This window comes from Sphingomonas faeni, assembly GCF_040407565.1.
In the GTDB taxonomy this organism is placed as follows: Bacteria; Pseudomonadota; Alphaproteobacteria; order Sphingomonadales; family Sphingomonadaceae; genus Sphingomonas; species Sphingomonas faeni_F.
Genome location: NZ_JAPZPR010000001.1, coordinates 827,913 through 840,439, shown reverse-complemented (window position 1 = coordinate 840,439; position 12,527 = coordinate 827,913). Strand labels below are relative to the sequence as shown.

Annotated in this window: 12 protein-coding genes and 2 riboswitches; of the genes, 5 read left to right on the top strand and 7 right to left on the bottom strand. The window is 65.5% G+C overall.

The features are described from left to right. The first annotated feature begins 2 nt into the window (after positions 1-2). The 3 genes from moaB (at position 3) to O6Y00_RS03645 (ending at position 2,026) form a co-directional block, all read left to right on the top strand. Complete coding sequence (moaB, locus tag O6Y00_RS03655; RefSeq protein WP_120299809.1) at positions 3-530, top strand: molybdenum cofactor biosynthesis protein B; 528 nt, start codon at positions 3-5, stop codon at positions 528-530. Between the two features lie 290 nt (positions 531-820). Continuing rightward, the gene (locus O6Y00_RS03650; RefSeq protein ID WP_353441242.1) at positions 821-1,072 is read left to right on the top strand and encodes a hypothetical protein; all 252 of its coding nucleotides are present in this window, start codon (positions 821-823) and stop codon (positions 1,070-1,072) included. A gap of 135 nt (positions 1,073-1,207) precedes the next feature. Further along, positions 1,208-2,026 carry a hypothetical protein gene (locus O6Y00_RS03645; RefSeq protein ID WP_353441241.1) on the top strand — a complete coding sequence of 273 codons (819 nt, stop codon included), beginning with the start codon at positions 1,208-1,210 and terminating at the stop codon, positions 2,024-2,026. 53 nt (positions 2,027-2,079) lie between these two features. Here the strand turns inward: O6Y00_RS03645 and O6Y00_RS03640 are convergent, their stop codons facing one another. Then, positions 2,080-2,262, bottom strand: a complete 183-nt coding sequence (locus tag O6Y00_RS03640) for a hypothetical protein (protein WP_353441240.1) — start codon at positions 2,260-2,262, stop codon at positions 2,080-2,082. Positions 2,263-2,539: 277 nt separating this feature from the next. On the opposite strand from O6Y00_RS03640, the gene O6Y00_RS03635 reads away from it, so the two are divergent. After that, a complete protein-coding gene (locus O6Y00_RS03635; protein WP_353441239.1) occupies positions 2,540-3,610 on the top strand; it encodes a PA0069 family radical SAM protein in 1,071 nt (356 codons plus the stop codon). A gap of 315 nt (positions 3,611-3,925) precedes the next feature. Here O6Y00_RS03635 and O6Y00_RS03630 read toward each other — a convergent pair whose 3' ends face one another. Beyond that, positions 3,926-5,461, bottom strand: a complete 1,536-nt coding sequence (locus tag O6Y00_RS03630) for an aminoacyl--tRNA ligase-related protein (protein ID WP_353441238.1) — start codon at positions 5,459-5,461, stop codon at positions 3,926-3,928. A gap of 200 nt (positions 5,462-5,661) precedes the next feature. Here O6Y00_RS03630 and O6Y00_RS03625 point away from each other — a divergent pair, with 200 nt between their 5' ends. Further along, positions 5,662-6,555 (top strand): DMT family transporter, encoded by an 894-nt coding sequence (locus tag O6Y00_RS03625; RefSeq protein ID WP_353441237.1) that lies wholly within the window; start codon positions 5,662-5,664, stop codon positions 6,553-6,555. A gap of 155 nt (positions 6,556-6,710) precedes the next feature. On the opposite strand, the gene O6Y00_RS03620 is transcribed toward O6Y00_RS03625, so the two are convergent. The 5 genes from O6Y00_RS03620 to gcvT all read right to left on the bottom strand — a co-directional run bounded on the left by O6Y00_RS03620 (position 6,711) and on the right by gcvT (position 12,126). Beyond that, positions 6,711-7,223 (bottom strand): CcdC protein domain-containing protein, encoded by a 513-nt coding sequence (locus O6Y00_RS03620; RefSeq protein ID WP_353441236.1) that lies wholly within the window; start codon positions 7,221-7,223, stop codon positions 6,711-6,713. Between the two features lie 238 nt (positions 7,224-7,461). Further along, positions 7,462-9,036, bottom strand: coding sequence for an aminomethyl-transferring glycine dehydrogenase subunit GcvPB (gene gcvPB / locus O6Y00_RS03615; protein WP_353441235.1), 1,575 nt, complete (start codon positions 9,034-9,036; stop codon positions 7,462-7,464). Further along, positions 9,033-10,391, bottom strand: coding sequence for an aminomethyl-transferring glycine dehydrogenase subunit GcvPA (gcvPA, locus tag O6Y00_RS03610; protein WP_353441234.1), 1,359 nt, complete (start codon positions 10,389-10,391; stop codon positions 9,033-9,035). Before gcvPA ends, gcvPB begins: the two co-directional genes overlap by 4 nt. Positions 10,392-10,505: 114 nt before the next feature. Continuing rightward, the gene (gene gcvH, locus O6Y00_RS03605) at positions 10,506-10,877 is read right to left on the bottom strand and encodes a glycine cleavage system protein GcvH (protein WP_056057335.1); all 372 of its coding nucleotides are present in this window, start codon (positions 10,875-10,877) and stop codon (positions 10,506-10,508) included. 1 nt (position 10,878) lies between these two features. Further along, the gene (gene gcvT / locus O6Y00_RS03600) at positions 10,879-12,126 is read right to left on the bottom strand and encodes a glycine cleavage system aminomethyltransferase GcvT (RefSeq protein WP_353441233.1); all 1,248 of its coding nucleotides are present in this window, start codon (positions 12,124-12,126) and stop codon (positions 10,879-10,881) included. 47 nt (positions 12,127-12,173) lie between these two features. Continuing rightward, a riboswitch (glycine riboswitch) is annotated at positions 12,174-12,280 on the bottom strand. Position 12,281: 1 nt separating this feature from the next. Then, positions 12,282-12,385: riboswitch (glycine riboswitch) on the bottom strand. Between the last annotated feature and the right edge of the window lie 142 nt (positions 12,386-12,527).

The window sequence follows — 12,527 nt, the reverse complement described above, 5'->3', positions numbered from 1 at the left end:
TCATGCCGATCGATGAAAGCCGGATTTTCCTGCCGGTGCGGATTGCGGTGCTGACCGTGTCGGACACGCGTGGCCTTGCCGAGGATCGCTCGGGCGATACGCTGGTCGCGCGTCTGACCGAAGCGGGACACGTTCTCGCCGACCGCCGGATCGAGAAGGACGACGTCGAGACGATCGTCTCGCGCCTGCACGCCTGGATCGGCGATCCCGAGATCGATTGCATCATCACCACCGGCGGCACCGGCGTTACGGGCCGCGACGTTACCCCGGAAGCTGTGGAACAGGTCGCCGAGAAGATGATCCCCGGCTTCGGCGAGCTCTTCCGCATGCTCAGCTACCAGACGATCGGCACCTCGACCGTCCAGTCTCGGGCATGCGCCTGCGTATCGCACGGCACCTATATCTTCGCGCTGCCCGGCTCGACCGGCGCGGTAAAGGACGGCTGGGACGGCATCCTCCGCGACCAGCTCGACAGCCGCCACCGCCCCTGCAACTTCGTCGAGCTGATGCCAAGGCTGCTGGAGCGCTGAGCTAGGCGACCAATGGGTGACTCAACCCGTTCATAGCTGAACCAACGGGCCATCACCTTTCCCCAGCCCTGTTACGCGCGGCGATACTGCTAAGGGCGGTAGTTTTTCCCAACTTCTGGTGCAATCCGCGTTGGCGGTTCCGAACCACGTGGCGCGTCCTGATCAAAAGTATCCCGCACTTCTAACAACTTCCCCGAACTCTGCCACTGTATTATATAACTGGCACACCACCTGCATTGGTAAAGCTGCCGCCCAACCGGGCGTCTCGCACCAACCACAGGGATACCATCATGCCTTCATCGAACATCTTGAAGAGCCTCGTCGTCGCCACCGTGCTCGCAACTGCCGCGCCCGTCGTCGCCGCGCCGTCGGATGCACCGCAAAAGACGACGCTGACCTACAACGCGAAGACGCACAAATATTGCATGGTCGAGCTCGCATCGACCGGCTCGCGCGTTGAACGGATCACCTGCCACACGTCCGCGCAGTGGTCGGCTGCAGGCTTGAACATGCCGAAGACCATGGACCTTGCGGCGAAGTGAGCTTCCGTCTCATGGGCGAAACGTCACCGAAACGGTGCCGGTTCGCCCATGACGCCTCCGTTACCGATACAGCTTCGATCGTCGCGACTCGGCGTGGCGTGACAGCCTTCCCTACCGACTTTTGGGGGAGCGATCATGACCGGAAAATGGAATTTGGGGCTGGACACATTGCGCGTCCAGAATGCCGATGAGGACAATTGGTTGTCCGACGGTGACGAGGTGTACATGGTCGTGATCGCGTTCCGCTCGAAACTGGGCGTGCCCGGATCGACTCAGACGTGGACCAACCCGTGGGCGAGCTATGACTGGGCCAAGCACGTCAAACAGGGCGCAGTGCGGCATGTGCCCGACAATATCGGCCGCGTCGGCTTCGACAACGTCACAAAGTTCGGTTTTTCGGAATTCAGCGCGGCGCGCAAACCCGGCGCCGACCCGCAACTCAAACCCGAGGTTCTCGGCATCGTCAGCCTCGCCTTCGAGAGTGACAGCACGTCGTGGTCGGCGATGAGCGGAATCATCAACAAGGCGGCGCCCGCCGTAAAGGCCGAGTTGGAGAAGATCGTCGCGAATGACATGACTCCACTCGACCAGCTGACCGCGCAGCAGTTGACCGACAAGCTGAAGGGCTCCGCCAACACGATCAAGGACGCGATCACGCCGTCTGTGATGGCCAAGATCGGGCTATTCCTGTCGTCGGGATCGGATCCCGACGACCTGATCGATTACGGGATCAACTGGTACACCAATCTCGATCCCGATCTCGTGCTGTGCTTCCAGGGAATGAAGGAAGCCAAGGACTCGCACGACAGCGGCCAGCCGCGGCCCGCGGATCAATCCCGCGCCGGGATTATCGCGCGTGCCGGGATGCATCCGCTCGATCCGGGGACGTTCCAGAATCCCTACGACAAGTCCGGCGTGGCGTATCTGGTCGACGGATCGCTACGGGTCGGCTGATCCCGGCCTAGCGGTCGACCGCGGAAGCTGGGATCGGGCGCGAAACCCGGTCCCTAGCCCTTCGCGGCATGCATCAAGTCGACCAGCTGCTTGTTGATCGAGGCGCCGTGGAGGTGGATATGGACCGCGTCATAGCCTTCGCGGCGGAGCCGCTGTCGCAGATCGTTGACCGAATTGCACGAGCCCGATCGTGCCAGTTCGAACGCCCGCTCCACCGTGGTCAATTGTCCCGTCATTTCGCTGTCGTACGCGCCATTTGCCGGTCCGGCGAGCGAACATTTCTACCAACGCCGATTGCGACCTAAATGGATGTAATTACGCCACATTGATTCAGTTTAAGATGTTCCGGCCAACGACGCTGCTGGCTGCGCGCGGGAGCGCTCGGACGCTCGCAAAAGCGTTGCAGCAACGACTAGCTTTATCGCCGAAACGTGAGCGGAGATGCGCCCTATCAGCAGGCGCACTCCTCTTTTCGTTCTATCTATGTTCTATAAAATATTCTAGCGTGCGCTGATGAAACAGGCCCGTCCGGTGCGTGGTGCGACGCGCAACAGCGAGAGTCGCCGGTTCAATCTGCCGCAGACCGAGGCGGACGGCGACTGGCTCGACATGCGTGAGGGGATCGACGGGATCGCTCCGAAGCTGCGGACGACGGTGACGGTCGAAACGCCGCGGGCGATCATCAGCCGTAATGCGTCCCCCGACGTGCCGTTCGACCGCTCGATCAATCCGTATCGGGGGTGCGAGCATGGCTGTATCTATTGCTTCGCACGGCCCAGCCATGCGTTTCACGACCTGTCGCCGGGGCTCGATTTCGAGAGCAAGCTGTTCGCCAAGCCGTCCGCCGCGATGCTGTTGCGGGTCGAGCTCGGCAAGCCCGGCTATGTCTGCGCGCCGATGGCGTTGGGAACGAATACCGATCCGTACCAGCCGATCGAGAGCGACTGGCGGATCACGCGCGAGATCATCGCGGTGCTGGCCGAGACCGATCATCCCCTGACGATCACGACCAAATCGGACCGGGTCGTGCGCGACATCGACCTGCTGGCGCCGATGGCAGCCAAGGGTCTGGCGGCGGTGGCGATGTCGATCACGTCGCTCGATCCGAAGATCGCCTCGACCGTCGAACCGCGTGCGCCACATCCCGAGCGCAGGTTGGCGGCGGTGCGCAAGCTCGCCGATGCGGGCGTGCCGGTGTACGTGTCGATCGCCCCGGTAATCCCGGCGATTACCGATCACGAGATCGAACATCTGATCGCACGGGCGGCCGAAGCGGGGGCGACGCGGGCGTTCTTCATCCCGGTGCGGTTGCCGTACGAGGTCGCGCCGCTGTTCCGGGCTTGGCTCGACGAGCATTTCCCCGATCGCGCGGGGAAAGTGATGGCGACGATCGCGTCGTTGCGCGGGGGTAAGGACAATGATCCAAACTTCTTCACGCGAATGAAGGGACAAGGGCCATGGGCGGACCTGCTCGGGACGCGGTTCCGCATCGCGTGCGCAAAGCACGGCCTGAACCAGGTGCGGGTGGCGTTGCGGAGCGACCTGTTTCGCGCGCCGAGAGGACCTCAGGGGGAGTTGTTTTGAACTGCAGAGGGCGCGAGTGCCGGTCGACCAGAGGCTCAATCCATCGTTGACCACGCGCGGCCTAGTTGCTCCGCAAGGGCGCGGATCCGGGCTGCATTACCGCCGTCGCAGGAGACAAGACCGGGTCGCGCCGCGCCGTGTTTGGCCACTTCGGCAAGCGTGACGCAGAGGCAGGAATGCCGCGGGGACACCCGATGCCGTTCTCCTGCAAATGCGGGAGCCCAGGATTACAGGTGTTTCAACCCCGTGACCCCGGGTTCCTGTGTTCGCAGAAACAAGGGTACGTTCGGCGCAGTTCCGGCCGTGTCCCGGGCCTCAGTACGCTCGGCCGATCAGCACCCGCTCGACCGCGGGTTCGCCGGTGAAGATGCACGCGCCATCATCGCACCCGGTCTGGCCCATCGGCGCGTTGCGGATGGTGAGCTTCAGCGCCTTCAGCCGCTCCACCACTTTGTCGAGTGCGGGCCCGGTCGGCTTGGACCAGCGGACGTCGACCCAGCCGGGGTTCTTCACGCCGTCCGCAAAATGCGCTTCGAGCGCGGCGAAATCGTCGGCGGGGACGATGTTGCCCTTCACGCGGTTCATCGACTCGACGTGGAGCTTCGCCTGCACGTCGTGGAGCATACCCGACACCTCTGCGACGAACGTGTCGCGCGCGACCGCGTTGCTGTCGAGCTTGCCGTCCTCGCGGTACAGGCGATCGCGGCGGATCACGGTGACGTTGCCGCCTGCCATGTCGCGGCCGCCGACCTCGATCACGATCGGCGCGCCCTTCTTGACCCAGCCCCAGCGCTTGGTTGCGGCCTTGGCGGGTTTCAGGTCGAGCAGCGCGCGGACCGGTTCGCCGAGCGCGGACTGCTTGGCGAGTTCGGCCTGGAGCGACTTGCAGTATTCGACGATCGCCGCGTCCTCGGGAACGTCGCGCAGCATCGGCACGATCACGACCTGCCACGGCGCGATCATCGGCGGCACGCGCAGGCCGTCATCGTCGCCGTGGACCATAATCACCGCGCCGATCATCCGCGTCGACACGCCCCAGCTGGTGGTGTTGCACAGCTCGAACTCGCCGCCCGCATTCTGGAAGCGGATGTTCTGCGCCGAGGCGAAGTTGGTGCCGAGGAAGTGCGAGGTGCCGGCTTGCAGCGCCTTGCCGTCCTGCATCATCGCCTCGATCGAATAGGTCGCGACGGCACCCGGGAAGCGCTCGTTCTCGGGCTTTTCGCCGGCGATGACGTGGACGCCGAGGCATTCCTCCGCAAAGTCGCGATAGACTTCGAGCATCTTGAGCGTCTCGTCGCGCGCTTCGTCGGCGGTGGCGTGCGCGGTGTGGCCTTCCTGCCAGAGGAACTCGCTGGTGCGCAGGAACATGCGGGTGCGCATCTCCCAGCGGACGACATTGGCCCATTGGTTGATCAGCACGGGCAGGTCGCGCCACGACTGGACCCAGCGCGCGAAGGCGGCGCCGATGACCATCTCGGAGGTCGGGCGGACGACGAGCGGCTCCTCGAGCTTGGCGTCGGGATCGGGAATCAGGCGGCCGTAACCGTCGGCCTTGAGGCGGTGGTGCGTGACCACGGCCATTTCCTTGGCGAACCCGTCGACATGCTCGGCCTCCTTCTCGAAGTAGGAGAGCGGGATGAAGAGCGGGAAATAGCAGTTCTCATGGCCCGTCGCCTTGATCCGGTCGTCGAGCAGGCGCTGGATGCGCTCCCAGATGCCGTAGCCCCAGGGGCGGATGACCATGCAGCCGCGGACGCCGGATTCCTCGGCGAGATCGGCCTCGGAGATGACGGCCTGGTACCAGGCGGAGAAATCCGCCTCGCGGGTGACGGGGAGTGCGCGCTTTATCATGCGGTGCGGATAGCGGGTGCGCGGGGGTTCGTCACCCCGTCTACAGCGCGGTCCGTCATCCTGACGAAAGTCAGGACCCAGGATACCACGCGCACCGCTCTTGGCTCTGGGCCCTGACTTTCGTCAGGATAACGGAGTTTTGTAGGGCGAGGACGGAGGTTTGAGGTGGGATGCCCGCCCGGCCCTCGCTAGGGAACCCCATGCCCACCGACCGCATCCTTCCCGCCATCGGCATGCGGTTGCTGTCGGTCGTGATCTTCGCGCTGATGAACACCGCGATCAAGCTGGCCGAGCGGCACGGCGCTAGCGTGTCGGAGATCCTGTTCTTCCGGCAGTTCGGCGCGTGTCTGCTCGTGTCAGGGGTTATCGTTGCGGGGCCGGGCCTGCCTTCGGTCGCGACCAAGCGGTTGCCGGCGCATGTCGTGCGGGCGATCGTCGGGCTATCGGCGATGGCATTCACGTTCAACGGGATCGTCGCGTTACCGCTGGCGGAGGCGACGACGATCGGGTTCACGGTGCCGATCTTCGCGACCATTCTCGGCGCGCTGGTGTTGCGCGAGCCGACCGGGTGGCATCGCTGGGCGGCGGTCGCGACCGGGTTCGCGGGCGTGCTGATCGTCGCACAGCCGGGCGGGGATCATTTCCCGTTATGGGGCGCGGGGTGTGCGCTGGCGGGGGCGTTCGGGACGGCCAGCGTGTCGATCCTGTTGCGGCAGATCGGCAAGACCGAGAGTGCGTTGACGACGGTGTTCTGGTTCTCGGCGCTGTCGTTGATCCCGTTGTCGGTATTTTACGGGCGGGCGGCGCAGTCGCATGATCTGGTCGCGTGGATTTGCCTGGCGAGCGTCGGGATATTCGGGGGGCTGGCGCAGATCGCGATGACGACGTCGTTGCGGCTCGGGCCGGTGTCGGTGGTGGTGCCGATGGATTATTCGAGCTTGCTGTGGGCGACGTTGCTGGGGTGGCTGGTGTTCGACACGCTACCGGCGGAGGCGACGTGGGTCGGGGCGCCGGTCATCGTCGCGAGCGGTCTGTATATCGTGTGGCGCGAGCATGTCCGGCGGCGGGAGGAGACCGAGCAGGGGATCGCTTGACGGCGAACCCCTCACCCCTCCCCCGCCAGGGGGAGGTGGCGCCGAAGGTGACGGAGGGGGAGGATACGAAACAGAGGTTACCCTTTCCTCCCCCTCCGTCTGGCAAGCGCCAGCCACCTCCCCCTGGCGGGGGAGGATCGTACGGTAGCGGCGGGTTAGCGAACGCGTGCCGTCTTCAGCATCCGCTTGGCGCGGAGGTACATTTCGATGCGTTGCGTGGTGAACAGGCCGAGCGCGAGCGCGACCAGCATGTCGGTGATTGCGAAGGCGTTTAGGTGCAGCGCGTGGCCGTCGCCGATGACGGCGCGCGCGCCGGTGCGGACTGCGACGATCGCTACGATGAACAGGACCGCTGCCGGGGAGGACGTCGTGTTGAGCGCGTGGCTGTCGGGATCGATCGTGATGCGCATGAGCTTGCCGCGTTGCCAGCCTAGTGCTGCGCCCATGATCAGGGCCAGCGCGCAGAACAGCCAGGCAAGGCCCTGCGGTGGGTACATCGTAAACATGTAGAGCGCGACGGCGGCGTAGACCGCGGGGAACACCCAAAGGCGTTCGAGCTTGAGCGGCTTCACTACGCTCATGCGACGCCAGCGAACCGCGAAGACTATGCCGATGATGACGGCCGTGATCGCGTAGCTGATCCAGCCTTGTGCTTCGTGCGCCTGCATTGCTTCCCCCACGCGACCACCTTCAGTTGGTGTAGCATGGCAGCAATACAGCCGAGGTAAAAGAGGCGGCGACACATTTGAACTGCCACCCCGGCGGAGGCCGGGGCCCAATTGGAAAGGTGGCAATAACGACATGCTGCCATTCGTCAGCAGCGCCGCCAAATTGGACCCCGGCCTTCGCCGGGGCGGTATTGTTCTTCGGGTGCACGCGTCACACCCCGAAGACCATCTGCTTCCCTTACTCCGCCGCCTGCGCCAGCGGAGCGGGGTCCTTCCAGACCAGCACGGGCTTCCGTGCCGCGAGCGTCTCGTCGAGACGCGCGCGGGGGGCGAAATGCGGGGCGGTCTTGAGGCTGGGGTCGCCGGCTTTCGCGCGTTCGGCGACCGAGCGGAGCGCGGCGATGAACTGGTCTAGCGCCGCCTTCGATTCGGTCTCGGTCGGTTCGACCAGCATCGCGCCGTGGACGACGAGCGGGAAATACATCGTCATCGGGTGGAAGCCCTCGTCGATCAGGCCCTTGGCGATGTCGATCGTCGAGAAGCCGGCGGCGAGGCCCGAATCCGAGAACAACGCCTCGTGCATGCACGGACCCGAGGGGCCGAACGGTGCGTCGAGCGTGTCGTCGAGGCTGCGCAGGATGTAGTTCGCGTTGAGCACCGCATCCTCCGACACTTGGCGCAGACCGTCCGCACCGTGGCTGAGGATGTAGGTCAGTGCGCGCGTGAACATGCCCATCTGGCCGTGGAACGCAACCATGCGGCCGAAGCTGCCGGCGTGGTGTTCGTCGGCATTCTCTTCCTCGATCAGGACGAATTGATCGCCCTGCTTCTCAACGAAGGGGAGCGGCGCGTACGGGGTCAGAGCTTCCGAGAACACCACCGGGCCTGAACCTGGACCGCCGCCGCCGTGCGGGGTGGAGAAGGTCTTGTGCAGGTTGATGTGCATCGCGTCGATGCCGAGATCGCCGGGCCGCACGCGGCCGACGATCGCGTTGAAGTTCGCGCCGTCGCAATAGACGAAGCCGCCCGCGGCGTGCACCGCGTCGGAAATCTCGCGCATGTCGCGCTCGAACAGTCCACACGTGTTGGGGTTGGTGATCATCACGCCGGCGACGTCGGGGCCGAGCCGGGCCTTCAGCGCGGCGGTGTCGACGCGGCCTTCGGCGGTGGCGGGGATGTCCTCGACGCTGTAGCCGGCGAAGGCCGCGGTGGCGGGGTTGGTGCCGTGTGCGCTCTCGGGGACGAGGATGATCTTCCGCGCGCCTTCGCCCTTGGCTTCGAGTGCCGCGCGGATCGCCAGGATGCCGCAGAGCTCGCCGTGCGCGCCCGCCTTGGGGCTCATCGCGACCGAGGTCATGCCGGTGAGCGTGACGAGCCAGTGCGCGAGCTGATGGATGACTTCGAGTGCGCCCTGCACCGTGTCGACCGGCTGGAGCGGGTGGACGTCGGAAAACCCGGGGAGCCGCGCCATCTTCTCGTTGAGGCGCGGATTGTGCTTCATCGTGCACGAGCCGAGCGGGAAGAAGCCGAGGTCGATGCCGTAGTTCTGGCGCGAGAGGCGGGTGTAGTGGCGGACGGTTTCCGGCTCGGATAGACCGGGGAGGCCGATCGGCGCCTTGCGCGTCAGATCGCCGAGCATGTCGTGCGCGACGTCACCTTCGCCGAAGTCGACGCCCGTCGTCTTCGCGTCGCCGATCTCGAAGATCAGCGCTTCTTCCAGCATCAGCGCCTTGTTGCCGGTGACCGATGCTGGGACGTTGACCGTGTTCGCCTCGGGGGCGGTCGGGCGCCAGCCGCTCTGGTTGATGCTCATGCCAGTATCTCCTCGAGTGCGGACGCAAGCGTTTCGACGTCCTCCGCCGTGGTCGTCTCGGTCACCGCGACGACCAAGCCGTTGGCGAGGTCGTCATTGCCGGGATAGAGCCGGCCCAGCGAGACGCCCGCTAGGATGCCGCGGTCGGCCAGCGTGCGGACGACAGGGCGGGCTTCGACGGGGAGCTTCAGCGTGAATTCGTTGAAGAAGTGCGTGTTGAGCAATTCGACCCCCGGCACCTTCGCCAGTCGACGCGCGGCATGGACCGCACCCGCATGGTTCACCCCCGCAAGGCGGCGCAGACCGGCTTCGCCGAGCAGCGTCATGTGGATCGAGAAGGCCAGCGCGCAGAGGCCGGAGTTGGTGCAGATGTTCGACGTCGCCTTTTCGCGGCGGATGTGCTGCTCGCGGGTCGACAGCGTGAGGACGAACCCGCGGCGGCCGTCGGCGTCGACGGTCTCGCCGCAAAGGCGACCGGGCATCTGGCGGACGTATTTGTCCTTGCAGCCGAACAGGCCGACATAAGGCCCGCCGAACTGAAGGCCGACGCCGAGCGACTGGCCTTCACCGACGACGATGTCCGCATCCATCTCGCCGGGCGAGGTGATCGCGCCCAAGGCGACCGGCTCGGTGACGACCGCGATCAGCAGCGCCTTCTTCGCGTGGCACGCATCCGCCAGCGGGCGCAGGTCGGCGATGCGACCGAGGATGTCGGGGTATTGGACGACCACGCAGGAGGTGTCGTCATCGATCTTCGCGATCAGCTGGTCGAGGTCCATGTCGGCGACCAGTTCGGGCGCGGTCGTGTCGAGCACGTCGCCGGTGAACTTGGCCATCGTGTTCGCGACCGAGACGTAATGCGGGTGGAGGCCCGACGACAGGATCGCCTTGCCCCGCTTGGTGATGCGACGCGCCATCACGATCGCTTCCCAGCACGCGGTCGAACCGTCGTACATCGAGGCATTGGCGACGTCGGTGCCGAGCAGTCGCGCGACCTGAGTCTGGAACTCGAACAGCATCTGCAGCGTGCCCTGCGCGATTTCGGGCTGGTACGGCGTGTAGGCGGTGAGGAACTCGCCGCGCTGGATCAGGTGATCGACCGACGCGGGGACGTGATGTTTGTACGCGCCGCAGCCGAGAAAGAACGGTGCTTCGCCCGCGGTGAGGTTCTTCTTGGCGAGCGCCGACATGTGGCGTTCGACCGCCATTTCTGAGGCGTGCATCGGCAGGTCGCGGACCGGGCCGTCGAGGCGCGCGGCTTCGGGAACGTCGACGAAGAGGTCGTCGATGGTCGAGGCGCCGATGACGGCGAGCATTTCCGCACGGTCGGGCTGGGTCAGGGGAAGGTAGCGCATTCTAGTCTCCTCCCCTCCCGTTCACGGGAGGGGTCGGGGGAGGGAATGAGACGGGGAACGACTGTACCAGCCCCTCCCCCGACCCCTCCCGCAAGCGGGAGGGGAGCAGTTAGTTCAAAGCCCTTCGACGAAGGTCGCGTAGGCGGCTTCGTCCATCAGGCTGTCGAGTTCGCTCGGGTCGCTGAGTGTCAGCTTGAAGAACCAGCCCGCCGCTTCGGCGTCCGAGTTCACCAGGCTGGAGTCGTCGGTGAGCGCAGCGTTGCCCTCGGTAACGGTGCCCGAGACGGGGGAGTACACGTCGGAGGCAGCCTTGACCGACTCGACGACCGCGGCTTCGTCGCCCTTCGACAAGGTCTTGCCGGCTTCAGGAACGTCGACGAACACGACGTCGCCGAGCTGGCTCTGCGCGTATTCCGAAATGCCGACCGTGCCGACATCACCGTCGACATCGACCCATTCATGATCCTGCGTGAAGTAACGGCTCATATCACTTAGCTCCTGCGCGGACGTAGCGGTGGGGAATGAAGGGCATCGCGGTGACGGTGGCGGTGTGGACCTTGCCGCGTTGCGCGATTTCGATGCGGGTACCGGGCGTCGACAGCGCGAGCGGCACATAGGCCATCGCGATCGGCTTCCCGAGCGTGGGTGCGAAACCACCGCTGGTGAGGCGGCCGATCGTCGCGCCGGTATCGTCGATCACCTCGGCGCCTTCGCGCGCGGGCTGGCGGCCCTCGACGATCAGGCCGACGCGCTTAGTGGCGGGGCCGTGCTCGCGCTGGGTGAGGATTCGCTCGGCACCGGGGAAATCGGCGGCTTCGCGGCGGCGCTTCGACAGCGCGAAACCGAGGTCGGCCATGACCGGCGTGATCTCGGGGTCGAGGTCGTGACCGTAGAGCGGGAGGCCGGCTTCGAGTCGCAGCGAGTCGCGTGCGCCGAGGCCGATGGGCTTGATCTCCGGAAGCGCAAGCAGCGCGTCGGCGAACGCGACCGCGTGCTCGGCGGGGAGCGAGATCTCGACGCCGTCCTCGCCGGTGTAACCCGAGCGGCTGATCCAGAGCGGGACGTCGTTCCAGTGGAACGCGCCGGCGGTCATGAACACGAGGCCGTCGACGCCGGGGACGATCCGCGCGACTGCCTCGACCGCCTTCGGGCCCTGCACCGCGAGCAGCGCCTGGTCTTCGAGGATGTTGATCGTGACGTCGTCGGGCAGATGTTCGATCAGATAGCTGATGTCGTCGTACTTGGTGGCGCCGTTGACGACGACGTAGAAGCTGCCGCTCGCAGTCGGCGACGGGTGGAGCGGGTCGTATGCCTCGGGCTCGACGTCCTGCGCGAAGAACGGCGACGGCTGGTCGTCGGGCAGGCGCGTGGCCATCAGGTCGTCGAGGATGCCGCCGTCATGCGCGAGCAGCAGCGAATAGCGCATCTTGCCCTCGCCGAGCCCTGCGATATCGCCCGGCAGGACGGTTTCGAGCGCGTGCGCGACGCCTTCGCCGGAGAAGACGAGCTGGCCCATGTGGCTCACGTCGAACAGGCCCGCCGAATCGCGTGTCCAGGCGTGTTCGGCCATGATGCCTTCATACTGGATCGGCATCTCGTAGCCGGCGAACTCGACCATCCGCGCGCCGTGCGCCCGGTGCCATGCGTCGAGCGGCAATGGCAGGATCTCGGGCTCGACGTAATCGTCGGCCTGATCGATGATGCTGGCGTAATCGCGCAGTTCTGGGTCGCTCATGGTCGTCTCCGTCGAAGGGGCGCGCGGCACCAATGGGTGCAACGATCCGAACCCCCTCTGTCACGGGACCTGAGAGCTTTCGCGGCGGACTTGTCCAGCGCTTACCCCTTCGGTGGCCCTCGGCGCGAGGCCAGGACGCTTTCCAGAGTGTCGATCAGCCCCGCGCGGTCTCTGGTGCCTGAGAGATTCCGGGGTGGTTGCTCCTTCGGCGGTTCCTTTGGCCCTCGAAGGACCGGAAACGCTCTCCCGCGCGGTGCCATGCCGGTTGCCCGACATTGACGCCGCGAGTTGTGACGCGGCGCACAATCTTAGTCAATCGAGGGTTTGGGTTCTTCGCCAACTTCTTGTTCTCCCGCGGAGGCGGGAGCCCAGGGTTACATACGGTATCGTTTGTGGTCCTG

Excerpts from the sequence above, each read along its gene's own strand:
- moaB (WP_120299809.1), top strand. The coding sequence starts at position 3 with ATGCCGATCGATGAAAGCCGGATTTTCCTGCCGGTGCGGATTGCGGTG.
- O6Y00_RS03650 (WP_353441242.1), top strand. The coding sequence starts at position 821 with ATGCCTTCATCGAACATCTTGAAGAGCCTCGTCGTCGCCACCGTGCTC.
- O6Y00_RS03645 (WP_353441241.1), top strand. The coding sequence starts at position 1,208 with ATGACCGGAAAATGGAATTTGGGGCTGGACACATTGCGCGTCCAGAAT.
- O6Y00_RS03640 (WP_353441240.1), bottom strand. The coding sequence starts at position 2,262 with ATGACGGGACAATTGACCACGGTGGAGCGGGCGTTCGAACTGGCACGA.
- O6Y00_RS03635 (WP_353441239.1), top strand. The coding sequence starts at position 2,540 with ATGAAACAGGCCCGTCCGGTGCGTGGTGCGACGCGCAACAGCGAGAGT.
- O6Y00_RS03630 (WP_353441238.1), bottom strand. The coding sequence starts at position 5,461 with ATGATAAAGCGCGCACTCCCCGTCACCCGCGAGGCGGATTTCTCCGCC.
- O6Y00_RS03625 (WP_353441237.1), top strand. The coding sequence starts at position 5,662 with ATGCCCACCGACCGCATCCTTCCCGCCATCGGCATGCGGTTGCTGTCG.
- O6Y00_RS03620 (WP_353441236.1), bottom strand. The coding sequence starts at position 7,223 with ATGCAGGCGCACGAAGCACAAGGCTGGATCAGCTACGCGATCACGGCC.
- gcvPB (WP_353441235.1), bottom strand. The coding sequence starts at position 9,036 with ATGAGCATCAACCAGAGCGGCTGGCGCCCGACCGCCCCCGAGGCGAAC.
- gcvPA (WP_353441234.1), bottom strand. The coding sequence starts at position 10,391 with ATGCGCTACCTTCCCCTGACCCAGCCCGACCGTGCGGAAATGCTCGCC.
- gcvH (WP_056057335.1), bottom strand. The coding sequence starts at position 10,877 with ATGAGCCGTTACTTCACGCAGGATCATGAATGGGTCGATGTCGACGGT.
- gcvT (WP_353441233.1), bottom strand. The coding sequence starts at position 12,126 with ATGAGCGACCCAGAACTGCGCGATTACGCCAGCATCATCGATCAGGCC.